This window comes from Ensifer sp. M14 (assembly GCF_003355565.1).
Taxonomy (GTDB): domain Bacteria; phylum Pseudomonadota; class Alphaproteobacteria; order Rhizobiales; family Rhizobiaceae; genus Ensifer.
Genome location: NZ_QJNR01000004.1, coordinates 830,001 through 852,671, shown reverse-complemented (window position 1 = coordinate 852,671; position 22,671 = coordinate 830,001). Strand labels below are relative to the sequence as shown.

The following is a 22,671-nucleotide window of genomic DNA, read 5'->3' as shown; positions in this document are numbered from 1 at the left end:
ATCCGTTCAGAAATATGCCGACCTAGCCGGCAGGTAAGTCCAGGCCCTGCAGGCTGCACGGGGGCAGCATGATCAAGTTAGAATCTCCTCAGAGCTTTATCGTCGGCCAAGAATGCCAGAAAGTTTCCTGGCAGAATGGATATCGCCGCGCAATGGGTCAGATGGAGGGATGGGCACGCTATGGTTCCACCACCGCCAAGGGCACGATCTGGTTAGCTGCCATGGGGCAAGAGGGCCCGTGGTTTCTGGCCCTCGATCATGGGGGCATTGTCGAGGAACTGGGACGTCCGCAGGACGACATGCCCGGCCCCGGCCTCGCACGGTTTATGTACGCCAGCTTGACAGAGCTCTATGCCGAACTGACGCGCGTCTATCAATTGGGTGTAACCCTCCCGGACGGGCCGCTTGAGGAATTCCTTGTCGCAGTCCGCGATCTGCCCAAGACAACCGAAGCCGAGCGCCTGATTATTCAGCGCGTTGGCCAGGACATCTTCCGCGACCGACTGATGACCTACTGGCAGGGCCGCTGCCCTTTGACCGGAATCACGGATCCCGCGCTCCTGCGCGCCAGCCACATCATCGCCTGGAAGGATTGCGCCGGTGACGCGGAGCGGCTGGACGTGCACAACGGCCTGCTGCTTTCAGCGCTCTGGGACGCGGCCTTCGACCGAGGCTTGGTCACATTCGATGATGAGGGCCGGCCGGAATACTCACCGTCTCTGAGCGAGAACGCCCGCGCCGAGTTACGCTGGCGCGAGGCGATCCCGCTGACCGACAATCATCGCGCACGCCTTAATTGGCACCGCGCGAATCCGTTCAGGCTGAATCAATAGAAAGGCCTTCGGCAACACCGCGTCGTTCTTTCGCCCCGGGATATTTGCGAGCCGGTATCCATCAATCGACGTCCAATGGTGTCCGGCGCGATCCACTACAATGCAAGCTTGAATGTGGGGTAAGGTGAGGGGCGCGATCACCTGTGACTACTGTCGCGCAATAAAATCAACACGTTAACAATACAAATGGCGGAGAGGGTGGGATTTGAACCCACGATACCCTTGCAGGTATGCCGCATTTCGAGTGCGGTGCATTCGACCACTCTGCCACCTCTCCGCATAGTCGGTCGGCGCTTGTTCGGCGCGGTCGGGTTCATAGCCGCAGATTCGGGTGCTGGCAAGGGCCTCGATGAAGTTTATCCAATGTGGCGAGTGGCTTCTTCTTGACAGAGGTCAGCGTTTCCCTTAATTCGCGCAATGAAGTGGTGTGGCTTGCCCTCACCGCAGCGGGTGTGATTTGCGCCCATTCACCGGCAGGGCCTCGGGAATGATCCCGAAAACCCTGCTCAAAATGTCGACTGACAAAAAGACGGCCTTGCCCTTTAGGGTAAAGAGCCGGCCCGAACATGAAAGGATAAAGAATGTTCGCAGTCATCAAGACCGGCGGTAAGCAGTACCGCGTGGCAGCCAACGACGTCGTAACCATCGAAAAGCTGGAAGGCGTAGCAGGCGACAAGATTGAATTCACCGAGATCCTGATGGTCGGCGTCGGCGCTGATGCAACCATCGGCGCTCCGTTTGTCGAAGGCGCCGTTGTCAGCGCTGAAGTCGTTGAACAGGGCCGCGCCAAGAAGGTCATCGCCTTCAAGAAGCGTCGCCGCCAGAACTCCAAGCGCTCGCGCGGTCACCGCCAGCACCAGACGACCGTCCGCATCCTGGACATCGCTGCTGCCGGTGGCAAGGCAAAGAAGGCTTCCAAGAAGTCTGAAGCCGCCGCTGAAGCTGCAAACTGAGTTTTGGGATCGAAGGTTTAAAGGAGAACACCAATGGCACACAAAAAAGCTGGCGGTTCGTCGCGCAACGGTCGCGATTCTGAGTCCAAGCGCCTTGGCGTGAAGAAGTTCGGCGGCGAAAAGGTCATCGCCGGCAACATTATTCTGCGTCAGCGCGGCACCAAGTGGCATCCGGGCGCCAATGTCGGCCTCGGCAAGGACCATACGATTTTTGCGCTTACGGCGGGTAACGTGGACTTCCGTACGAAGGCCAATGGCCGCGTGTACGTGTCTGTAATGCCGAAAGCGGAAGCAGCGGAATAAGCCGGTAGCGCTCTAAAACAGCCGGCGTCTCATCGACCCGGCTGGCGCACCTGATGGTTCCAAGCCAGACCTGAAAAGGGGAGATGGGGCAATACCCAACTCCCCTTTTTCTCGTTTCTGGAGGACGAACCATGCAAACCGAACTGTTGAGGGAAGACCAATCACGGTCTCCCGAACAAAGGCTGAGGCCCCAACGGTCAAGGACCGATTGCCCGATATTGTTGTCACCCCGGCTCGTTCTGCGCGCGCCCCATGAAGACGATATCGACGCCCTTGCCCATCTTGCCAACAATGCCAATGTCGCCACCATGGTCTCGCGCATGCCGCACCCGTATACGACGGCCGATGCCGCCGATTTCGTGCGACGCGCCAAAGCCGGCACGATTGGCAAGTGCGTCTACGCGATTACCAAAGCGGATAATGGCGCATTCCTCGGTTGTTGCGGTATCGAACCGCATCCCTATGGCAAGACGGCGGAACTCGGCTACTGGCTGGGCGAACCCTATTGGAACCAGGGCTATGCCACCGAGGCTGCCCAGGCGCTCACCGACATGGCTTTCCGCACCCGTGACATCGACCAGATCGATGCGCGCTGCCGGGTCATGAATCTGGCGTCGCGCCGGGTCATCCAGAAGTGCGGCTTCCAGTTCCAGGGCAGCGGCATGGTCGGCAGCCTGGCGCTCGGCGGCTCGATCTCGGTCGAATGGTACCGGCTCGACCGCAAGACCTGGGTTTCGCTCAGAAGCTGGGGAGGCATGCGATGAACGCGCTCACCTCCGAACGCTCGCGCACCGCGATCCGTCCCGGCCCCGGGCCCTGCCCTGTGATCGAAACCAAGCGGCTGGTGCTCAGACCCCACAGCCGAAGCGATGCCGAGGCGATCGCCCAGTCCTTGGGCGATTTCCAGGTGGCGCGCATGCTCGCGCGCGTGCCCGCCCCCTATGACCAGCAGGATGCGCTCGATTGGCTGGCAAGCCAGACCTCGGGCCTCACGCCCGACTGGACGCTGGCGATCACCACCGGCGACGACGTGCATATCGGTTGCATCGGCATCGAGCTCAGGCACGGCCAATGGCATGTCGGCTACTGGCTGAACCGGTTCTATTGGGGCAAGGGCCTGGCGAGCGAGGCAGCCTATGCGGCGATCGAGCGCTTCTTCCGGCGCATGCCGGAAATTACCCTGCATTCCGGCGTCTTCGCCGACAATCCGGGGTCGCTCAAGGTCCAGGAAAAGCTCGGCTTTCAGATCACCGGGTGCAGCCAGGTCTATGCGCTCGCCCGCAATGCCATGGTCGCCCATATCGAGACCCGGCTGAGCGCGGCGGATCTGCGCAGACCGAACTGAAGCAATCCCCCCCGCGAAGGCACGCCTTCGCGGGGGGGTGTGTTCGTCAATCGAGTACGAAACCGATTGGAAAGTGGTCGGAGCCCTTGGCGTCGTAATCGGTCCAGGCGTCTTTCAGACGTGGCACCAGCCCGGCGCTGATGAAGCCATAATCGAGATGCATGCGCTTTTGAGGATTGTCGGGATGAACCCAGCTATAGCTTTCCGGCGTCAGCCGGTTGAGATGGGCGAGCACGTCGACCGGATTTTCGAGCCGAAGCGAGCGTCCGTAATAAGCGTCGCGCGAGCCGACCATCGCGCAATATTCAGGCGTTTCCGGCTCCATGTTGAAGTCGCCCATGACGACGAAATCCTCCGGATGCGGCGGCTCGGCAAGACCGAAATCGGCAGCACCGGTGATACCACCGCCCTCGAGCGGATAGCCGAGAAGCCGCTCCTTGAGGAAGCGGATCTGGGCGATGCGCTCGGCCGGAAGCACGTGGTCGAGATGCAAGGAATAGACGCGCAACGGCCCGCCCGGCGTGGCGATCAGCGCTTCGGTTGCGCCGCGCTGCAGGTTCATCGGGCTGATGGTCCGGGTGCGCGGCAGCGAAATCAACCGGGTCGACAGGATCGGCCAGCGCGACAGGATCATGTTGCCGAACTGGAAACGTCGGCTGACGGCGCGCCCATCCTCGACCGCAGAACCGATATCGATGTCGCAAGGCGCATGAAAGGCGGCGAAATGACCGGGGAAAAGCGCCTCGAAACGGGCAACCAGATCGACGTGGCCGTTGCGGTGAAAACCGCGGGACACTTCCTGCAGCGCGATGATGTCGGCGCCGTCGAGCGACGCGGCAATGCGCTCGGGGTCAAATTGGCCGTCAAGACCGATGCCGTATTGGATGTTGTAGCTGGCAAAACGCACGATATTCTTTGACCTCCGGATGAACCGCCTATATCGATGGCGGCAAAATACGACCGCGCAAATACACAAAACAGATGGCTGACCAATGAAATTTCTCGACGAAACGAAAGTCTATATACGCTCCGGCGACGGCGGCGCAGGCGCCGTGTCGTTCCGTCGCGAAAAATTCATCGAATTCGGCGGACCTGATGGCGGCGACGGCGGCCGTGGCGGCGATGTCTGGGTGGAGGCCGTCAACGGCCTCAACACCCTGATCGACTTCCGCTACCAGCAGCATTTCAAGGCCAAGACCGGCACGCACGGCATGGGCCGCAACCGCACCGGCGCCGGCGGCGCCGACGTGACGCTGAAGGTTCCGGTCGGAACCCAGATCTTCGAGGAAGACAGCGAAACGCTGATCGTCGACATGGTCGCCGAGGGCCAGCGCTACCGGCTTGCCGCCGGCGGCAACGGCGGCTTCGGTAACGCCCATTTCAAGTCGGCCACCAACCAGGCGCCGAGCTGGGCCAATCCTGGTCTCGAGGGCGAGGAAAAGACTGTCTGGCTGCGGCTGAAGCTGATCGCGGACGCCGGTCTCGTCGGCCTGCCCAATGCCGGCAAGTCGACCTTCCTTGCCGCCTGCACCCGGGCGCGGCCGAAGATCGCCAACTATCCCTTCACCACGCTGCACCCGAACCTCGGCGTCGCCACCATCGACGGCAACGAGTTCATCATCGCCGATATCCCCGGCCTGATCGAAGGCGCGCATGAAGGTGTGGGCATCGGCGACCGCTTCCTCGGCCATGTCGAGCGCACCCGCGTGCTGCTCCACCTCGTCTCCGCCCAGGAAGAGGACGTCGCCAAGGCCTACAAGACCGTGAAGCATGAGCTCATAGCCTATGGCGGCGGGCTCGAAGACAAACCCGAGATCGTCGCTTTGTCGCAGATCGATGTGCTCGACGAGGACGAATTGAAGGTTAAGGCCAAGGCGCTGGCAAAGGCCTGCGGCGAGCAACCCCTTCTGCTTTCTGCCGCCACCAGCAAGGGCATGACCGAGGCACTGCGGGCACTGCGCACCGTCATTGTCGCGGCAAAGTCCGGAGAAGAGACCGCCTGACATGACGAAGACCCGCAAGCCGCTTCAAAAGTATCGCCGGGTCGTCATCAAGATCGGGTCGGCGTTGTTGGTCGACCGCGAGACCGGGCTGAAAAAGGCCTGGCTCGACGCCATGTGCGCCGACATTGCCGGCCTCAGGGCCAGGGGTGTCGACGTTCTCGTCGTCTCCTCCGGAGCCATCGCGCTTGGCCGCACCGTGCTGAAGCTGCCTCCCGGCGCGCTGAAGCTTGAAGAGAGCCAGGCGGCCGCGGCCGTCGGCCAGATCGCGCTTGCCCGCGCCTGGTCGGAAAGCCTTTCGACCGACGCCATCATCGCCGGCCAGGTGCTCTTGACGCTCGGCGACACCGAGGAACGTCGCCGCTATCTGAACGCCCGCGCCACGATCAACCAGCTCTTGAAGCTCGGCGCCGTGCCGATCATCAACGAGAACGATACGGTCGCCACCACCGAAATCCGCTACGGCGACAATGATCGCCTGGCAGCGCGCGTCGCCACCATGGTCGGTGCCGACCTCCTGGTCCTGCTTTCCGACATCGACGGCCTTTATACGGCGCCGCCGCATCTCGACCCCGATGCCCGATTCCTCGATACGATTGCCGAGATCACGCCGGAGATCGAGGCGATGGCAGGCGGTGCGGCGTCGGAATTGTCGCGCGGCGGCATGCGCACCAAGATCGACGCCGGCAAGATCGCGACCACCGCCGGCTGCGCCATGATCATCGCCTCGGGCAAGCCTGACCATCCGATGGCAGCCATCGAGGATGGCGCCCGCTCGTCCTGGTTTGCACCATCAGGCTCGCCGGTCACCGCGCGAAAAACCTGGATTGCCGGGCAGTTGCTGCCGGCCGGCACGCTGTCCATCGATGCCGGCGCCGAAGAGGCGCTGCGCTCCGGCAAGAGCCTGCTTCCCGCCGGCGTGCGCGAGGTAAAGGGCACGTTCAGCCGTGGCGACACCATTGCGATTATCGGCGCAACGGGTCGCGAGATCGCCCGCGGACTTGCCGGCTATGATGCCGACGAGGCGCGCCAGATTGCCGGCAAGAAATCCGCCGAGATCGCTGCGATCCTCGGCTATGCCGGCCGCGCCGCCATGGTGCATCGCGACGATCTGGTCATGACCGGCAAACGCGCCGAGGAGAAGGACGGCCGGAGGGATGAAGTCCATGCTTGATGAAGTCAGGAAGACGGATGACGTCGAAAGCGTCATGCTGGAGATCGGCCGCCAGGCGAAAGCCGCAAGCCGTCCGCTGGCCGTCGCCACTGCCGAACGCAAGCATGCGGCGCTGGTCGCCATGGCCGAGACGATCGTCAATCGCCGTGACGCGATTCTCGCCGCCAACGCCATCGACCTAGAAAACGCCCGCCAGTCCGGCGTCGCCGCCTCCTTCATCGACCGCCTGACGCTGACGGAAGACCGCATCCGCGATATGGCGGCCGGCATCCGCGCGATTGCCGACCTCAGGGATCCGGTCGGCGATATCATCGCCGAGTGGGACCGCCCCAATGGCCTGCATATCGAGCGCGTCCGCACGCCGCTCGGCGTCATCGGCGTGATCTACGAAAGCCGCCCGAACGTGACGGCGGACGCCGGCGCGCTGTGCCTGAAGGCTGGCAACGCCGTCATCCTGCGCGGCGGCTCCGACAGTTTCCACTCCTCGCGCGCCATTCATGCCTGCCTCGTCGAGGGTCTGAAGGCCGCCGGCCTGCCCGAGCATGCCATCCAGATGGTCCCGGTTGCCGATCGCGCTGCTGTCGGCGCCATGCTATCCGGCCTCGGCGGCAGCATTGACGTTATCGTTCCGCGTGGCGGAAAAAGCCTCGTCGCACGGGTCCAGAACGAGGCACGCGTGCCGGTGTTCGCCCATCTCGAAGGCCTCTGCCACATCTATGTGGATGCATCCGCCGATCTCGGCATGGCCGAAAGGATCGTCGTCAACGCCAAGATGCGCCGCACCGGCATCTGCGGCGCTGCCGAAACGCTGCTGATCGACAGCAGTGCCGCCGACAGACTGGTAAAGCCGCTGCTTCAGGCGCTGCTTGCGGCCGGCTGTGAAGTTCGGGTGTCGAAGGAGCTTGCGGGTGTGGTCGACGGCCTGAAGCCGGCGACCGATGCGGACTGGTCGACGGAATATCTCGACGCGATCATCTCGGTCCGGCTGGTGGACGGTATTTCCGGTGCGATCGAGCATATCAACAGCTGGTCGTCGGCGCATACCGAAGCGGTGATCGCCGAGGATGCCGGTGTCGTCGGGCGTTTCTTCGCCGAGATCGATTCCGCCATCCTGCTGCACAACGCCTCCACCCAGTTTGCCGACGGTGGCGAATTCGGCATGGGCGGCGAGATCGGCATTGCCACCGGCAAGATGCACGCCCGCGGCCCGGTTGGCGTCGAGCAGCTGACGTCATTCAAGTATCGCGTGCGCGGCGACGGACAGGTCAGGCCCTGACGTGACGTCCAGCGAAGTGAACGGCCGCTACCTGCGCATGCCCCATGTCGAAAGCGGCATGGTGGTCGGCCTGTTCGGCGGCTCGTTCAATCCGCCGCATGAGGGGCATGTTCTGGTTGCCGAAACGGCGATCCAGCGCCTCGGCCTTAACCAGCTCTGGTGGATGGTCACGCCAGGAAACCCGCTGAAGAACCACAACAATCTGGCGCCGCTTGCCGACCGCATCTCCCTCAGCGAAAAGATCGCTCGGGATCCCCGCATCAAGGTGACCGCCTTCGAAAAGGCGCTGGGGCAGAGCTACACCGCCCGTACGCTTGCGATGGTCCAGGCGCGCAACCGCGATATTCGCTTCGTCTGGATCATGGGCGCCGACAACCTCAAGAGCTTTCACCGCTGGCAGAACTGGCAGAAGATTGCCCGCACCTTCCCGATCGCCGTCATCGATCGGCCGGGCTCGACGCTTGCCTATCTCTCCTCGCGCATGGCAAAGACCTTCGACTACGCCCGCATCGACGAGGACGACGCCCGCCGCCTTGCTTTTCACCAGGCACCCGCCTGGACCTTTGTCCACGGGCCGCGCTCTTCCATGAGTTCGACGGCCCTTCGGTCCGCCAGGACGGCGTGAAATCGAATGATTCATTTCTCGCGTCTTGAAACCGTTCTGGTTTGATGCCTACATTTACTGACGGTTCGAGCGAAACAGTCGAATCGGAAGTGCCTGTTCTGTTCACTTGGAAAGGAAAGACCCTGACAACAGCACACGCCAAGGGATATGCGGCCTCCGCGTTCCCACGCAGCACGGGATCTAGCGACGAAGCCGCTGTCCGTGCGCTTAACCTGGTCCTCGAAAGCCTAGAGGACTCGAAGGCAGAAGATATCGTCACCATCAACATTGCCGGCAAGTCGGCGCTGGGAGACTTCATGGTCGTTGTCTCCGGGCGATCGAGCAGGCATGTCGCGGCGATTGCCGACCATCTGACCACGGATCTGAAGGACGAGGGCTTCGGCAACGCCCGCGTCGAAGGTCTGGAGACAGGTGACTGGGTGCTGATCGATACCGGCGATGTGATCATTCACATCTTCAGGCCGGAAATCCGGGAGTTCTACAACATCGAAAAGATGTGGGCGACACCGGAAATCGAGGACGGCACGCTGCATTGAGACCGTCGGGTTCGTCGGACGTCTGAGCCGTCGCGCGAGCCGGTTGCGGTCATGCATGTTGGGAATATGGCTGTCATCGCCGAAACGGCGTTTCACAGCCGAGACGATTGTTGCGACTGATCGTAGCTGCAGCACCGCCCGTCTGGTATGACGTGCAAAGGTCGCTGTCAGGCTCTAGAGCGCTGCATGATCTTCTCCTTGAATCGATCCCGATTTCAGGGGGTGTGCAACGCGCGGTCCAGCGCAGACGGAGACGATTGGGTCATGCGTATCGGACTTTTCGCAGTCGGCCGCCTCAAGGCGGGGCCGGAAAAGGACCTTGCGGCCCGCTATCTCGACCGTTTCGCCAAGGCCGGTCCGGCAATTGGTCTCGAGCTTTCCCGCGTGGTTGAAGTCAATGAAAGCCGCGCGTCCAATTCCGATACCCGCAAGCGCGACGAAGCAATCCAGCTTGAAAAAGCGCTGTCCGAAGGCAGTCTGCTGGTATTGCTCGACGAACGTGGCAAGGCGCTCGATTCCGAAGGCTTTGCATCGCTGCTCGGCACCTTTCGCGACAGTGGCAAACGCGACCTGATGATCGCGATCGGCGGCGCCGACGGGCTCGACCCGAGCCTTCATTCGCGCGCCGACGCGGTACTCAATCTCGGCAAGATGACCTGGCCGCATCAACTGGTGCGCATTCTGATCGCCGAGCAGCTCTATCGCGCCGTGACCATCCTTTCCGGACATCCCTACCACCGTGTCTGAAACGCAGGATCACGCCGGCGATAACGAGAATATGTGTTGGTTGCATGCGCCAAATCAGACTAGGCTTTTTGAGAAGAGCGTGGCACGCCCGGCAAACGCTCAGAGACATTGAAACTGCGCATGACGCTTTCCGTTACGAGGTTCCGGCTCGCGGACATAGGCGCAGGTATTTCCGGCTGGACGCCCAGGGACAAATGACGCGCCGAAGCATGATGAGCGCTTTCGAAAAGATCGGTGGCGATGCATGGCGGCCCGCCCGCACTGCGGCGCTGTTGGCGCTTGGGCTTGCCGTAGCACTTCCCGCTTCCGCACAGGATGCCCCGGCGACGCCTGGCGCGTCGGGCGCCGATCAGCAACAGGGGCCGCCCGATCCGGCAGCGAACCTGACGCTTCGTCGCGACAGCACCCGCAGTGAACTCGATGCGCTGTCGAAAACGATCACGCTGTCGCAGGAGCGCGCCGACGAGCTGGCGGCAACCATTGCCGAGATCGACAAGAGCAATGAGGCGCTGCGCAGCGCCATCGTCGATTCCGCCAAAAAACGGCAGGATCTGGAGCAGCAGATCGTCGACGGCGAAAAGAAGCTGAGCGACCTGCGCACCAAGGAAGACACGGTGCGCCGCTCGTTGCGCGCCCGGCGCGGCGTGCTTGCGGAAGTTCTCGCAGCACTTCAGCGCATGGGCCGCAATCCGCCGCCGGCGATCCTGGTGACGCCCGAGGATGCGCTCGGCTCCGTTCGCAGCGCCATTCTGCTCGGCGCCGTCGTGCCCGGCATTCGCGAGGAAACCGACAACCTCGTCGCCGACCTGAAGGCGCTTGCCGATATCAGAGTCGGCATCGGCAAGCAGCGCGAAGAGCTGACGGCAGCGATGACGGCCAATGTCGAGGAAGAGCGTCGCATGTCGATGCTCGTCGCTGAAAAGGAAAAGCTGCGCCAGAAGAGTGCGGCCGAACTTGCCGCCGAGCAGCGAAAAGCCCAGGAACTCGCCTCCCAGGCGACCAATCTCGAAGGGCTTATCGGTTCGCTCGAAAACGAAATCGCCTCGGTGCGCGACGCGGCGGCCGCCGCCCGTGCCCAGGAGGAAGAGCGCCTGCGCATGAGCGAGGCCGAGCGCGAAGCGGCGCGCGAGCTGGCGCGAAGCGCCGTGCCCGACAAAAACCGCATTGCGCCAGCATACGTCTTCTCGGAGCTGAGGAATAAGCTTGCCTATCCGGCCGCGGGATCGCTTTTGCGAAAGTTCGGTGATGCCGATGGTACAGGGCACTCCCTGCAAGGGATCATGTTGGAAACCAACCCCGGCGCGCTGGTGACTGCGCCGTCAGATGGCTGGATCGTCTATGCAGGCAATTTCCGCAGTTATGGGCAGATGATCATTCTCAATCCGGGCGACGGTTACCATGTGGTGCTGTCGGGCATGGAGACGGTGAGCGTGCAGACCGGTCAATTTGTCGTGGCGGGAGAACCGCTTGCGACGATGGGTGCAAAAAGAGTCGCAAGTGCTGCGGCCTTGGCGCTGGAAACGGACCGGCCGACGCTTTACATTGAATTCCGAAAAGACGGAAAACCGGTTGATTCCCGACCGTGGTGGACCGCAGCTGAGGTTGGAAAGGCGCGAAATGATACGTAGGGCTTCACTTGTTCTGGTCGGGGCGCTGATGGGTGCAACCGCTATGGGCGTCGTTTATTCGGCTGTCGTTCCAGCTGTTGCCGCCAATACCTCGACTTATCGCGAGCTGGCGATCTTTGGCGACGTGTTCGAGCGCGTGCGCGCGCAATACGTCACCCCTCCGCAGGATGACAAGCTGATCGAGAATGCCATCAACGGCATGCTCTCGTCGCTTGATCCGCATTCGAGCTACATGAACTCGACAGACGCCGAGGACATGCGCACCCAGACCCGTGGCGAATTCGGCGGCCTCGGCATCGAAGTGACGATGGAAGACGACCTCGTCAAGGTGACGAGCCCGATCGACGACACGCCGGCGGCCCGCGCCGGTGTTCTCGCCGGCGACTTCATTTCCAAGATCGATGGCCAGGACGTTCGTGGCCTGAAGCTCGAGGATGCGGTCGAAAAGATGCGTGGCGCCGTCGGCACCCCGATCAAGTTGACGATCCTGCGCAAGGGCGCCGACAAGCCGATCGAACTGTCGATCGTGCGTGACGTGATCGCTGTTCGCGCCGTCAAGTTCCGCACTGAAGGCGACGTCGGCTATCTCCGGGTGATCTCGTTCACCGAGAAGACCTACGACGACCTGAAGAAGGGCATCGAGAAGATCAAGTCCGAAGTGCCGGCCGACAAGCTCAAGGGCTATGTGCTTGATCTGCGCCTTAACCCGGGCGGCCTGCTCGATCAGGCGATCAACGTGTCGGATGCCTTCCTGGAGCGTGGCGAGGTCGTGTCGACCCGTGGTCGCAATCCGGACGAGACCCGCCGCTTCAACGCCACACCTGGCGATCTGACCGACGGCAAGCCGGTGGTCGTTCTCGTCAACGGCGGCTCGGCCTCCGCATCGGAAATCGTTGCCGGCGCCCTTCAGGATCTGAAGCGCGCGACCGTGCTCGGCACGCGTTCCTTCGGCAAGGGCTCCGTGCAGACGATCATTCCGCTCGGCGAAGCCGGCGCTCTGCGCCTGACGACGGCGCTCTACTACACGCCGTCGGGCAAATCGATCCAGGGTACGGGCATCACGCCCGACATCAAGGTCGAACAGCCGCTGCCGCCGGAACTGCTCGGCAAGGTCGAAGCGCAGGGCGAATCCGATCTGCGTGGCCATATCCAGGGTCAGAGCGAAACCGACGAAGGTTCCGGCTCGGTCGCCTACGTGCCGCCGGAGACCAAGGACGACCTACAGCTCAACTACGCGCTTGATCTGTTGCGCGGCAAGAAGAGCGATCCGTCCTTCCCGGCAAGCCCGGAACAGGCCGAACTCAAGAAGTAAGCCATTGAAGGCGCCGGGCTGGTCAACCCGGCGCCTTTATACTATGTGGGCAGCAGGTGCTGCCGGAAACCGCTGATTCTCTCAAAGACGGCGCATCCTCACCCGGCAACTCTCCTTCAGGTCGACCGAGGCTCCGTTTGGGAACAGATCTCAATGCCCCCCTCGGCCAGAACCGCCGGGTTAAACCTGCGCCAAAGCGCGACCGCCGTCGCCTTCTCGGCTACCCCCTCGTCGGCATCTTCGCTGTTTCCATAATCAGCCTCTCCGCCTGGAACGCCATATCCCCCGACGGATTGCGCCGGCAGACCTCGGCGCCGATCGAGGCTGGGCAAGAGCCGCTGCAAACGGCAGGCAAGACGCCCAATGCGACAAGCGGCCAGGCATCGAACACGAGCGGCGGCACGCTGAAGCCGGGTACCGCCTTCTCCGGCGCCCATGTCGAGGAAACGCTGACCAACGACGGCACCACCGTCACCAAGTTCACGCCGCGCCAGCGCGACGGCAGCGGGCCCGCATTGATCAATGTCGGCCCGATCCGCGGCCAGGACCCGCGCATGGCTGCCCTTCCGAACGACGACCTGCTGGAAGACAGTGCCGAGGGCCGCCTGCCGACCACCGGCGCCGACGGACTGCGGCCGATGGATCAATATGCCCGCCCCTGGTCGGGCGCGCGCGGCACCCGCATCGCCCTTGTGGTCGGCGGCCTTGGGCTCAGCCAGACCGGTACGCAGAAGGCGATCCGCGACCTGCCGCCGGACGTGACACTCGCCTTTGCCGCCGCCGGTAACAGCCTGCAGCGCTGGATGCAGGAGGCGCGGCGCAGCGGTCATGAGGTCCTGCTGCAAATTCCGATGGAGCCGTTCGACTATCCCGACAACGATCCGGGACCGAATGCGCTTCGCATCTCGCTCGGCGCAACGAAGAACATCGCGGCGCTGCATAAAAGCATGGCGCAGATCACCAACTATACCGGCATCATGAACTATCTCGGCGGGCGTTTTCTCTCCGATGCCGATGCGCTCGAGCCGGTGATGCGCGATCTTGGCAAGCGTGGCGTGCTCTTCCTCGACGACGGGACCTCGGCACAATCGCTGTCCGGCAAGCTCGCCGACGCCTTCGATGTTCCGCACGGCTTTGCCGACATGACGGTCGACAGCGAACTCAGCCGCAACGCCATCCTGAAGAAACTCGATGAACTGGAGCGCATCGCGCGGCGCAATGGCACGGCTATCGGCGTTGCCTCCGCCTTCGACGAAAGCGTCGCTGCGATAGCACAATGGGCGGGCGAAGCTCAGGGGCGCGGCATCGAGATCGTCGGCGTCTCGGCGCTCGTCAAGGATCCGCAGCAGAGATAGGTCAAACGTTCGTTCGGTGTCACGTTGGGCATCAGGCGCGAGCGAACGGCCTGGATCGGACCTCGCCGCCCGGGAGGCCGCTGCCACCAAACGTGCTGCAACGTTCTCTACGCCGCATAGGTAGATTGCTGCGTCTCGGACGTACCGCACGAAAGCGTTGCGGATCCGAAAGATGGATGCGATGAGACATCGCGACGGTTCGAACAATTCGGGGCGGCGCCCGTGTGATCAGGCAGTGCATGACACCTTGTGCCAGGAGAGGACAGCGGATGAGCAAACACAATGACAAGCCCCTGCGGCCGGAAGACCTGCCCTATCGCCCCTGCGTCGGCGTCATGGTTCTGAACCGCGCCGGCCTCGTGTGGGCCGGCCACCGGATTGCCGTCGGCAACTCCGAATATGACGGCTCGCCGCAGCAATGGCAGATGCCGCAGGGCGGCATCGACAAGGGTGAGGATCCGCTGAAAGCCGCCTATCGCGAGCTTTATGAAGAGACCGGCATGCGCACGGTCTCGCTGCTCGCAGAAGCGCCGGGCTGGATCAACTATGACCTGCCATCGCACCTGATCGGCATCGGTCTCAAGGGCAAGTTTCGCGGCCAGACGCAGCGTTGGTATGCCTTCCGCTTCGAGGGCGACGAAAACGAGATCGCCATCAACCCGCCGCCCGGCGGCCACGAGCCGGAATTCGACGCCTGGGACTGGAAGCCGATGCGCGACCTGCCTGGCATGATCGTGCCTTTCAAGCGCAAGGTCTATGAAGAGGTCGTTTCCGCCTTCGCCCATCTGGCAGCGTAACGACGCCTTTCTCAACCGGGGCCGGGTCTGCGTCGACATCAACCGCACCCGATCGGCATCGACCTCGCGGGCAAGTTTCGTGGCCAGACGCAGCGCTTATGCCTTCCGCTCCGCGGGCGACGTGAACGGGATCGCCATCAACCCGCCTCCGGGCGCCCACGAGGCGGAATTCGACGTCTGGGACGTGGAAGCGCATGCAAAGCCTGCCTGGCACAAGTCTGCCTGGCACAAGCGTGCCGTTCAAGCGCAAGGTCTATGAAGAGGTCGTTTCCGACTTCACCCATCTGCACCGTAACTACCATGCTCGACCTGGGCCGGGTCTGCACTGGAGGTAGCAGTCTGCGCTGATCGACCTCTCGCTTGGGGCCATTCGGCAACGGGCACACAACAAAGCGATGCTCTGGCATGGTTCGCAGCGTACAGGTTGCCATGGGGCCGCGCGCAGCCGGCGCTTTGGGCCTCGCGATTGTGGCGGCAACCCTCACCGACCGCCTGGTTCCGGTTGAGGTTTTACCCTGTCTGACTGCAACGCCGCTCAGGGGCCAACGCCGATATCCGGCGGGTTGGCACCGAGCCGCTGCCGGTCGGCCCTAAACCAAGCGGGTGCAGAGCGCATTGCCGTTTGAACACGCATGCACAAATGCGCTCAAGCTGAGGCTTCGCGGATCCCGACCGAGTTCTTTGAGGGGCTGCCATGCCGGCGAACCGTCGTCCTGAGCGTCCATTCTTTAAGCGCAGCCAGGCAACGGGGCATCATGGATCGTCTTGGCCCTGAAACCAGAAAGCCGCCGAGGTCATCGGCGGCTTTGTCGTGTGAATGGTGCGAGATACTCAGTCGACTTCGGCTTCGTTGGCCGGTGCGGCGTTCAGTTGGCCGTACTTCTCTTCGCCAATCTTTTCCAGCAGCTCGAGCTGGGTTTCGAGGAAGTCGATATGGCCTTCCTCATCGGCCAGCAGCTCTTCGAACAGCTTCATGGAGACGTAGTCTCCGGCCTCATGACAGATGTCGCGGGATTTCTTGTACGCCGTGCGGGCGTCGTATTCGCCGGCAAGATCGGCCTTCAGCACTTCCTTGACGTTCTGGCCGATGCGCAGCGGACCGACGGTCTGCAGGTTCGGATGACCTTCAAGGAAGATGATGCGCGCGACGAGCTTGTCGGCGTGGTGCATTTCTTCGATCGACTCGGCGCGTTCCTTCTTGGCAAGGAGCGTGTAGCCCCAATCTTCGAGAAGGCGGAAATGCAGCCAGTACTGGTTGACGGCACCGAGTTCGAGATAGAGCGCTTCGTTAAGCTGCTCGATGACCTTTTTGTCGCCTTTCAATGTCCGCCCTCCGGTTGTCTTCATGGAATTGTTTGAGGCGGGCCATGAAATCAAATATCTCGACATCCGTCGAGTCGCGACGGCCGTGATATTGCTCGGTGGTACGGATGATGATGTCGACGACATTGGGGAAACAACCGCAGCAGCGGCCACGTTTCTCCATCGCGTGGTAGACCTTTGCCGGCACGATCAGCTGCCAACAGTCCTCATCGAGGAGGGCTACGATCGTATCTTCGATGTCTTTTTCCGTGATGAAATTGCAGCTGCAAACCAGCATGTCGTCTTGCCTGTGATACGCAACGTCCTGAATTCGCTCATAAAGCAAAAGAGGATATTTATTGTCAACAAAAAACTCCGCGAGCGCAAGTTGCAGGCCGATTAGAACGAATCTAAACATGACGGAAAACATCGTATTTTCATAATATTAGCTCTGCACCAATGACCTTTCCGGCTGTGGATTTCTATGCGCCGCCGCCGGAAGGCTGCGACATTTTTACGCATCCGCCAGGCGGCGCGTCCGGCCCGACGATCGGTATCAGGGTTCAGCGCTGAAAATGCGTCTTGAACACAGCTGTCATCCCCTGGCTTGCCAAGCCCTTTGTCCTACGCGCAGTTTCACGCAAGAGCCGCTGCCGGTTGCGTGCATGGTTCGAACCGAACCCATACCCCTGTGTCAGTGGAAATTACGCCCCTTCGGCATGACGTCGGCAACCTCGGTCGCAACGGCCTGCTGATCTGCGCCGGCGGCGCGGCGTGCTGCCGCCAGGCGCAACTCCTTCAGCACCTTCTTGTCGCGCGCGTCCGCTGTCGGTCGCAGCACCTCGTCGGCGCGATCGTTTGCACCGAAGCGGCGCTCCTCCTTGCGCAAAAGCCCGAGCATCGGGGTCATGTCCTCGATGTACTCCGCCACCACATGGATGACTTCGCTTTCGCGCTGGAGCCGGCCGCGGATCTTGACGAGACGTGCCCCCATGATCACCGGGCGATACTGATCGAAGACCTTCGGCCAGACGATGGCGTTGGCGACGCCGGTCTCGTCCTCGATCGTCATGAAGATCACGCCCTTGGCCGAGCCCGGACGCTGGCGAACGAGCACCAGCCCGGCGACCGTCACTCTGCGGCCGACGGGCGCCGTGGCGAGCGCGCGGCTTTCCACCAGCCCCTGCGCCGAAAGCTCCGTCCGCAGGAAGGAAACCGGATGCGCCTTCAGCGAGAAGGAAAGATAGCGGTAGTCGTTGATGACCTGCTCGCCCTCCAGCATCACCGGCAGCGACACCGCCGGCTCCAGCTGGAATTCGTCCTGCGTCGCCTGCTCGAACAGTGGCAGCCGCTCGGCAGCGCTCTTTTCGTCCAGCGCCTTCACCGCCCAAAGCGCGTTGCGGCGGTCGAGCCCAATCGAGCGGAACGCATCCGCATCGGCAAGCTTCTCCAGCACCGACCGCGGCAGCCCGGAACGCAGCCAGAGATCGCGAACCGAGGTATAGCCGGGACCGCGATGGGCGACGAGCTTGTCCACGATCTCCTTCTCCCTAAGCCCCTTGACCTGGTTGAAGCCGAGGCGGATGGCCTTTTTCGTCAGGATCACATCCTCCATTTCTCGGTGCCGCGGCTCGATTGCCTTGCTGTCGAGAAGGCCCTGCTCAAGGTCCGCATCCCAATCCGAATGATTGATGTCGACCGGCAGGACCCGCACGCCATGTTCGCGCGCGTCCCGCACCAATTGCGCGGGAGCGTAGAAACCCATCGGCTGCGAGTTCAGAAGCGCCGCGCAGAAGACATCGGGATAATAGGTCTTCAGCCAGCAAGAGACATAGACGAGCAGCGCGAAGGACGCGGCATGGCTTTCCGGGAAGCCATATTCTCCAAAGCCTTCGATCTGTTTGAAACAACGTACGGCGAAATCCCTGTCGTAGCCGTTGGCGACCATGCCCTCGACCATCCTTTGCTCGAAGGTATGAATGGTGCCGGTGCGCTTGAAGGTCGCCATAGCCCGCCTGAGCTGATCGGCCTGCCCCGGCGTGAAATTTGCCGCGGTAATGGCGATCTGCATCGCCTGCTCCTGGAACAAAGGCACGCCCAAGGTCCGCTCCAGAACCGCTTCCAGCTCCTTGCTCGGATACTCGATCGGAATGTTGCGATTGCGCTGCTCTCGACGCTTCAGATAGGGGTGCACCATATTGCCCTGGATCGGTCCGGGCCGCACGATCGCCACTTCGATGACGAGATCATAGAAGATGCGGGGCCGAAGCCGCGGCAGCATGCTCATCTGCGCACGGCTTTCGATCTGGAAGACGCCGATCGTGTCGGCCCGGCAGATCATGTCGTAGACCGCCTCCTGGTGATCCTTGAACAGCGTATGCAGGTCTTTCCTGACACCGTAATGCCGCTCCATCAGCTTGAAGGCCCGGGCAATGCAGGTCAGCATGCCGAGCGCCAGCACGTCGATCTTCAGGATTTTGAGCGTATCGAGGTCGTCCTTGTCCCACTCGATCATGTAGCGGTCGGGCATCGCCGTGTTCATGATCGGCACCACCTCGTCGAGCCGATCGCGGGTGATGACGAAGCCGCCGACATGCTGGGAGAGATGGCGAGGAAAGCTCATCAGTTCGGTGGCATAGTCGAGCACCCGCACCGTCGTCGGATCCTTGGTGTCGAGGCCGGCAGCCTTGGCCTCCCGCTCCGACAGGTCGGCGGCCGACCAACCCCAGACCGAACCGGCAAGCGCCGACTGCACGTCCTCGGAAAAGCCGAAGGCCTTTGCCGTTTCGCGGCCGGCTGAGCGCGCCCGGTAGCTGATGACGGCCGCGGTCAGCCCCGCATGTTCCTTGCCGTAAGTCCGGTAGATATGCTGGATGACCTCTTCCCGCTTCTCATGCTCGAAATCGACGTCGATATCCGGCGGCTCGTCCCGCTCGGTCGACAGGAAGCGGTCGAAGAGCAGGGTCGTCGAAAGCGGATCGACCTCGGTGATAGCAAGACAGTAACAGACCGTCGAATTCGCCGCCGATCCGCGCCCCTGGCAGAGAATGTCGACGCTTCGCGCATATTCCATGATGTTGCGCACGGTCAGGAAATAGGGCTCGTAGCGCTTGCTGGCGATCAGATCGAGCTCGTATTCGATCTGGGTCGAGACCTTCTCGGGAATGCCTCCGGGATAGCGCACATGGGCGCCCTCCATCGTCAGCCGCCTGAGGGTCTGCGTCGTCGTCTCGCCGGCAAAACTCTCGTCGGGATATTGGTATTCGAGTTGCGCCAAAGTGAAATTCAACCGGCGGAAAAAATGCCCGGTATTGGTGATCGCCTCCGGATAGTCACGAAAGATCCGCGCCATTTCCGCCGGCGGTTTCAGATGCCGTTCGGCGTTCGCCTGAAGCCGAAACCCGGCCTGCGCCACCGTCACATGCTCGCGGATGGCGGTGACGATATCGGCAAGCGGCCGGCGCGCCGGCTCGTGAAACAGCGGGCTGTTGGTGGCGATCAGCCGCGTGCCCGCGTTGCGGGCGATGGTGGCCAGTCCGGCAAAGACAAGCTGGTCGAAACCGTCATAGCGTGGGACCAGCGCCAGATAGAGCCGGTCGGCAAAATGCGGTTTCAGCCGCTTGAGAAACGCCGTGAGATTGTTGGCCTCCGGCGCACCGATCACCGGATCGGGCAGGACGGCAAGGAGGATATCCTCGCCCCATTCGACAAGATCGGCCTCATGGAGCGTGCAGGTGCCCTTTGTCGCGCGCAAGTTCCCAGCACTCAGCATGCGGCAGAGGTTGCCCCAGCCGCGGCGGTTGCGCGGATAGGCGAGCACATCCGGGATATCCTCGGCAAAAGAAAGCCGGGCGCCGGGCTGGAAGGCATATCCCTCCACCTTCGCCTGCGCATGGGCGCGCACCACGCCCGCCACCGTGTTACGATCGGCGACCCCGAGACCGGAAATGCCAAGGCGGCTGGCGGCAACGATCATTTCGCCCGGATGAGAGGCTCCCTCGAGGAAGGAGAAATTCGACCAGGCGCCGATCTCGAAATAGGGCGTCGTCATGCGAAGACCCCATGCATGAACCAGCGCGGCTGCGTCGGTCCGCCATAATGGCCTTCTCGAAACAGCCAGAAGCGCCGGCCTCTCTCATCCTCCACCCGGAAATAATCCCGCTCGGCTGCCTTTTCGCCATCGACCCACCATTCGGCCGCGATCCGTTCCGGGCCTTCGGCGCGCGCGATACGGTGAAGGCTGCGCCGCCAGCGAAAGCTTCTGGGCGGCCCCTCCGGCACCTCGGCCACGGCTTCCACCGGTTCCGGACTTTGAAACAGCCGCTGCGGCCGAACGGAGGCCGCCAGAAGCGCGGCCGGAACTGAGCAAGCGCCCTCCTCTGCCGTCTTCAGCATTCCCACATCCGCAAGCGGCTGAAAAACGGCGGCACGCTCCGGCACATGGCTCTCAGACAGCACGGGCAGAAACAGGCTTTCCGCCCCCAGCCGCGCCATGACCCTGTCGGCAAAGGCGGCAAGCGGTCGCTGCCGATCCGGCGTGCCGGAAAAATCCTCCTGCATCACCTCGTATTTTTCGCTTTTGGGAACCGACAGCCGCAGGATCTCGAAGCCGAAACCGGCATCGAGATCGTCATGCACCGCCTGCAGCCGCTCGCGGAACAGGCCGGCAATGCGGTCCGGATCAATCAGCGGCGAAGAGGTTCCGGCCGCAATGCGAAAGACCCGGCCATCGACGCGAAAGAGCAAGAGCTCGAACAACCGCCCGCCTTCACCGCGCTTTTCCAGCTCCGGTTTCAGCCTTGCCGCCAGTTCCTGCGTCAGGCCGAGAATATCGGCCTCGCCCTGGACCGGCTCTGAAAGCCGCCGCTCGGCCGAGAGGCTGGCGACGGGAAGCCGCGGCGAAAGCGGCTCGTCCTCCAGCCCCATGGCCTGATCGAGGCGCAGGAGCAGCATGGACCCGAAGCGGCGGGCAAGCGGCGCCCGTGGCGCCTCGATGATGTCGCCGACCTGCTTGAGGCCGACCCGGCCAAGCGTTTCGATCATGTCGGCCGGAAGCCTGAGGGCAGCCATCGGCAGCGGCGCAAGCAGGCGCGCTGCCTCCTCCGGAGCGATCACGCCTTGCGCGCCAAAGCGCGCCACGGCCCAAGAGAGCCCGGCTGAAGACGAGATCGCCGCACGCGCCTCGATACCCAAATGAAAGAGCCGGGCGAGCAGGTCGTCGAGAAGCGATTTCTCGCCGCCGAGGAGATGGGCGCAGCCGGTGATGTCGAGATAAAGGCCGGTTTCGCCATCGAGCGCCACCAGCGGCGTATAGCGACTGCACCAGTCCGCGAGCCCTTCCAGAAGAGCGCGGTCCGCCGCGCGGTCGGCGGGCAGCACATCGACCTCGGGGCACATGGCCCGGGCCTCGGCAACGCCCTGGCCCAGCTGGAATCCTGTTTTTTCGGCAAGACCATCGAGTGCCACGAGGCGCATGGCATTCCTGGCCCTATCGGCAAAGACGACAGGCGGATGTTCAGGACGCCCGCGGGAAAGCCAGGAGGTGCCCCAGCGGCTCCGCGCCACCCGGTCGGCCGGAAGATGCGGAAAGTCCAGCGACAGAATGCGCTGGTTGTGGGTCTGCCGCAGCAGCGGCTGGTAGGGGCTCGACGGGGTAAAAGCGGCGGTCATGGGGGTTCCACTCCAGGAAGAGGCCGACGGGAGCAGGAGACCTGCTCTTTTCGGCAATGACGTGAAAGACGGGATGGCCGATGCTGCCGCAAAGCATCGAACCGTCAGGAAGGGGGCGCTCGCGGGCGGGCGCCGGTTCGATATGAAGCCGGAAGAAGGCGCTGCTCGCCTCCTCGTGGCCGGATTGACGCAGAAGAAGCAAAGGAATGCGACCGGCACGGGCGCGAACATGCAGCCGCCGGCTTTCGCTCAAGGCCAGCGATGCCGGATTGCCGCGAATTTCGAGAATGACGGCGCAGAAGGCCGAAACGGAAAGCGCCGTCTCGGCAATCCAGAGCGCGTCCTTCACCGTGCGCGGCAGGCTGAGAATCAGGCTTCGAATGTCGAGCCCATACGCCTTCAGACCGAGACCATAGGGCAGGCCGGCCTCGGTCGAGGCCAGCGACTGACTGATCCACAGCACCGGCGCCGCCGCATCGCCCTTCTGCTGGCGCGCCTGCTGACAGAGGGCGACAAGCGCGGTTGCAAATCCGGCAGCAGCCCCGGCATCGCGCGTCTCGGAATTGCGGATCTCAGTCATGCCTTCAAGCGGCAGCCCGCCCTCAAGGATAGCGTCGAGTTCGGGAATGCCAAGCGGCAGGACCTTGCGGCCGGAGGACTGGGTGCCCTCTTGCCTGCGCCGGAAGCCTGCTGGATCGGCCGCCTTGACTGTCTTCACGACGCCCGCAAGCCTGCGATTTTCGATCTGGGCTATGGTTTCGCGAAGCGAAAGAACGGTCTCCCGCTGCACGGCGTTCTCGGCCATGACGGTCAAC

General features: G+C 62.7%; 21 protein-coding genes, 1 tRNA gene and 1 pseudogene. 16 read left to right on the top strand and 7 right to left on the bottom strand.

Translation table 11 applies throughout. The features are described from left to right. Positions 1-68: 68 nt before the first annotated feature. On the top strand, positions 69-833 hold the full coding sequence (locus tag BLJAPNOD_RS04190) for an HNH endonuclease (protein ID WP_115418994.1): 765 nt from the start codon (positions 69-71) through the stop codon (positions 831-833). 187 nt (positions 834-1,020) lie between these two features. Here the strand turns inward: BLJAPNOD_RS04190 and BLJAPNOD_RS04185 are convergent. Further along, a tRNA-Ser gene (locus BLJAPNOD_RS04185) sits at positions 1,021-1,110 on the bottom strand. A 304-nt stretch (positions 1,111-1,414) separates the two neighbouring features. Between BLJAPNOD_RS04185 and rplU the strand changes: the two genes are divergently transcribed. The 4 genes from rplU to BLJAPNOD_RS04165 all read left to right on the top strand — a co-directional run bounded on the left by rplU (position 1,415) and on the right by BLJAPNOD_RS04165 (position 3,434). Further along, on the top strand, positions 1,415-1,786 hold the full coding sequence (rplU, locus tag BLJAPNOD_RS04180; RefSeq protein WP_025425118.1) for a 50S ribosomal protein L21: 372 nt from the start codon (positions 1,415-1,417) through the stop codon (positions 1,784-1,786). A 33-nt stretch (positions 1,787-1,819) separates the two neighbouring features. Then, a complete protein-coding gene (gene rpmA, locus BLJAPNOD_RS04175; protein ID WP_025425119.1) occupies positions 1,820-2,089 on the top strand; it encodes a 50S ribosomal protein L27 in 270 nt (89 codons plus the stop codon). A 131-nt stretch (positions 2,090-2,220) separates the two neighbouring features. Next, a complete protein-coding gene (locus BLJAPNOD_RS04170) occupies positions 2,221-2,853 on the top strand; it encodes a GNAT family protein (RefSeq protein ID WP_115418993.1) in 633 nt (210 codons plus the stop codon). Beyond that, positions 2,850-3,434, top strand: coding sequence for a GNAT family N-acetyltransferase (locus BLJAPNOD_RS04165; RefSeq protein ID WP_115418992.1), 585 nt, complete (start codon positions 2,850-2,852; stop codon positions 3,432-3,434). The genes BLJAPNOD_RS04170 and BLJAPNOD_RS04165 overlap by 4 nt, the downstream gene beginning before the upstream one ends. A gap of 46 nt (positions 3,435-3,480) precedes the next feature. On the opposite strand, the gene BLJAPNOD_RS04160 is transcribed toward BLJAPNOD_RS04165, so the two are convergent. Further along, on the bottom strand, positions 3,481-4,341 hold the full coding sequence (locus BLJAPNOD_RS04160; protein ID WP_115418991.1) for an endonuclease/exonuclease/phosphatase family protein: 861 nt from the start codon (positions 4,339-4,341) through the stop codon (positions 3,481-3,483). Between the two features lie 85 nt (positions 4,342-4,426). Here BLJAPNOD_RS04160 and obgE point away from each other — a divergent pair, with 85 nt between their 5' ends. From obgE to BLJAPNOD_RS35860, 11 genes and pseudogenes are all read left to right on the top strand, one after another. Beyond that, entirely contained in the window at positions 4,427-5,437 is a 1,011-nt protein-coding gene (gene obgE, locus BLJAPNOD_RS04155; RefSeq protein WP_077500804.1) for a GTPase ObgE, read from the top strand. Between the two features lies 1 nt (position 5,438). Further along, entirely contained in the window at positions 5,439-6,608 is a 1,170-nt protein-coding gene (proB, locus tag BLJAPNOD_RS04150) for a glutamate 5-kinase (protein WP_115418990.1), read from the top strand. Then, entirely contained in the window at positions 6,601-7,884 is a 1,284-nt protein-coding gene (locus BLJAPNOD_RS04145; protein ID WP_115421124.1) for a glutamate-5-semialdehyde dehydrogenase, read from the top strand. Before proB ends, BLJAPNOD_RS04145 begins: the two co-directional genes overlap by 8 nt. A 16-nt stretch (positions 7,885-7,900) precedes the next feature. Beyond that, positions 7,901-8,509, top strand: a complete 609-nt coding sequence (locus tag BLJAPNOD_RS04140; RefSeq protein ID WP_115421123.1) for a nicotinate-nucleotide adenylyltransferase — start codon at positions 7,901-7,903, stop codon at positions 8,507-8,509. A 44-nt stretch (positions 8,510-8,553) separates the two neighbouring features. Further along, entirely contained in the window at positions 8,554-9,045 is a 492-nt protein-coding gene (rsfS, locus tag BLJAPNOD_RS04135; RefSeq protein ID WP_077500806.1) for a ribosome silencing factor, read from the top strand. Between the two features lie 264 nt (positions 9,046-9,309). Then, positions 9,310-9,792: a 23S rRNA (pseudouridine(1915)-N(3))-methyltransferase RlmH gene (gene rlmH, locus BLJAPNOD_RS04130; RefSeq protein ID WP_077500807.1), complete on the top strand. Its 483-nt coding sequence runs from the start codon at positions 9,310-9,312 to the stop codon at positions 9,790-9,792. Between the two features lie 212 nt (positions 9,793-10,004). Continuing rightward, positions 10,005-11,420 (top strand): murein hydrolase activator EnvC, encoded by a 1,416-nt coding sequence (locus BLJAPNOD_RS04125; RefSeq protein ID WP_115421122.1) that lies wholly within the window; start codon positions 10,005-10,007, stop codon positions 11,418-11,420. Continuing rightward, the gene (locus BLJAPNOD_RS04120) at positions 11,410-12,732 is read left to right on the top strand and encodes a S41 family peptidase (protein ID WP_077500808.1); all 1,323 of its coding nucleotides are present in this window, start codon (positions 11,410-11,412) and stop codon (positions 12,730-12,732) included. The genes BLJAPNOD_RS04125 and BLJAPNOD_RS04120 overlap by 11 nt, the downstream gene beginning before the upstream one ends. Before the next feature lie 137 nt (positions 12,733-12,869). Then, positions 12,870-14,087, top strand: coding sequence for a divergent polysaccharide deacetylase family protein (locus BLJAPNOD_RS04115; RefSeq protein WP_115418989.1), 1,218 nt, complete (start codon positions 12,870-12,872; stop codon positions 14,085-14,087). A 239-nt stretch (positions 14,088-14,326) separates the two neighbouring features. Then, a complete protein-coding gene (locus BLJAPNOD_RS04110) occupies positions 14,327-14,884 on the top strand; it encodes an RNA pyrophosphohydrolase (RefSeq protein WP_343215794.1) in 558 nt (185 codons plus the stop codon). 45 nt (positions 14,885-14,929) lie between these two features. Then, positions 14,930-15,219, top strand: a pseudogene (locus tag BLJAPNOD_RS35860) (hypothetical protein); the annotation flags it as partial. Positions 15,220-15,715: 496 nt separating this feature from the next. On the opposite strand, the gene bfr reads toward BLJAPNOD_RS35860, so the two are convergent. The 5 genes from bfr to BLJAPNOD_RS35855 all read right to left on the bottom strand — a co-directional run bounded on the left by bfr (position 15,716) and on the right by BLJAPNOD_RS35855 (position 22,661). After that, entirely contained in the window at positions 15,716-16,207 is a 492-nt protein-coding gene (gene bfr, locus BLJAPNOD_RS04100) for a bacterioferritin (protein WP_112806492.1), read from the bottom strand. After that, the gene (locus BLJAPNOD_RS04095) at positions 16,173-16,484 is read right to left on the bottom strand and encodes a (2Fe-2S)-binding protein (RefSeq protein WP_077500937.1); all 312 of its coding nucleotides are present in this window, start codon (positions 16,482-16,484) and stop codon (positions 16,173-16,175) included. Before BLJAPNOD_RS04095 ends, bfr begins: the two co-directional genes overlap by 35 nt. Positions 16,485-16,880: 396 nt before the next feature. After that, positions 16,881-20,237, bottom strand: coding sequence for an error-prone DNA polymerase (locus tag BLJAPNOD_RS04090; RefSeq protein ID WP_115418987.1), 3,357 nt, complete (start codon positions 20,235-20,237; stop codon positions 16,881-16,883). Continuing rightward, positions 20,234-21,751: a DNA polymerase Y family protein gene (locus tag BLJAPNOD_RS04085; protein WP_244610997.1), complete on the bottom strand. Its 1,518-nt coding sequence runs from the start codon at positions 21,749-21,751 to the stop codon at positions 20,234-20,236. The genes BLJAPNOD_RS04090 and BLJAPNOD_RS04085 overlap by 4 nt, the downstream gene beginning before the upstream one ends. After that, the gene (locus tag BLJAPNOD_RS35855; protein WP_244610871.1) at positions 21,702-22,661 is read right to left on the bottom strand and encodes a hypothetical protein; all 960 of its coding nucleotides are present in this window, start codon (positions 22,659-22,661) and stop codon (positions 21,702-21,704) included. The genes BLJAPNOD_RS04085 and BLJAPNOD_RS35855 overlap by 50 nt, the downstream gene beginning before the upstream one ends. Positions 22,662-22,671 lie beyond the last annotated feature (10 nt).

What these genes read in the sequence shown, in the direction of transcription:
- BLJAPNOD_RS04120 (WP_077500808.1), top strand. Translation starts at nt 11,410, where the DNA reads ATGATACGTAGGGCTTCACTTGTTCTGGTCGGGGCGCTGATGGGTGCA.
- obgE (WP_077500804.1), top strand. Translation starts at nt 4,427, where the DNA reads ATGAAATTTCTCGACGAAACGAAAGTCTATATACGCTCCGGCGACGGC.
- BLJAPNOD_RS04125 (WP_115421122.1), top strand. Translation starts at nt 10,005, where the DNA reads ATGAGCGCTTTCGAAAAGATCGGTGGCGATGCATGGCGGCCCGCCCGC.
- BLJAPNOD_RS04110 (WP_343215794.1), top strand. Translation starts at nt 14,327, where the DNA reads ATGACACCTTGTGCCAGGAGAGGACAGCGGATGAGCAAACACAATGAC.
- BLJAPNOD_RS04170 (WP_115418993.1), top strand. Translation starts at nt 2,221, where the DNA reads ATGCAAACCGAACTGTTGAGGGAAGACCAATCACGGTCTCCCGAACAA.
- BLJAPNOD_RS04090 (WP_115418987.1), bottom strand. Translation starts at nt 20,237, where the DNA reads ATGACGACGCCCTATTTCGAGATCGGCGCCTGGTCGAATTTCTCCTTC.
- rlmH (WP_077500807.1), top strand. Translation starts at nt 9,310, where the DNA reads ATGCGTATCGGACTTTTCGCAGTCGGCCGCCTCAAGGCGGGGCCGGAA.
- BLJAPNOD_RS04190 (WP_115418994.1), top strand. Translation starts at nt 69, where the DNA reads ATGATCAAGTTAGAATCTCCTCAGAGCTTTATCGTCGGCCAAGAATGC.
- BLJAPNOD_RS04165 (WP_115418992.1), top strand. Translation starts at nt 2,850, where the DNA reads ATGAACGCGCTCACCTCCGAACGCTCGCGCACCGCGATCCGTCCCGGC.
- rsfS (WP_077500806.1), top strand. Translation starts at nt 8,554, where the DNA reads ATGCCTACATTTACTGACGGTTCGAGCGAAACAGTCGAATCGGAAGTG.
- rplU (WP_025425118.1), top strand. Translation starts at nt 1,415, where the DNA reads ATGTTCGCAGTCATCAAGACCGGCGGTAAGCAGTACCGCGTGGCAGCC.
- BLJAPNOD_RS04145 (WP_115421124.1), top strand. Translation starts at nt 6,601, where the DNA reads ATGCTTGATGAAGTCAGGAAGACGGATGACGTCGAAAGCGTCATGCTG.
- proB (WP_115418990.1), top strand. Translation starts at nt 5,439, where the DNA reads ATGACGAAGACCCGCAAGCCGCTTCAAAAGTATCGCCGGGTCGTCATC.
- BLJAPNOD_RS04095 (WP_077500937.1), bottom strand. Translation starts at nt 16,484, where the DNA reads ATGCTGGTTTGCAGCTGCAATTTCATCACGGAAAAAGACATCGAAGAT.
- rpmA (WP_025425119.1), top strand. Translation starts at nt 1,820, where the DNA reads ATGGCACACAAAAAAGCTGGCGGTTCGTCGCGCAACGGTCGCGATTCT.
- BLJAPNOD_RS35855 (WP_244610871.1), bottom strand. Translation starts at nt 22,661, where the DNA reads ATGGCCGAGAACGCCGTGCAGCGGGAGACCGTTCTTTCGCTTCGCGAA.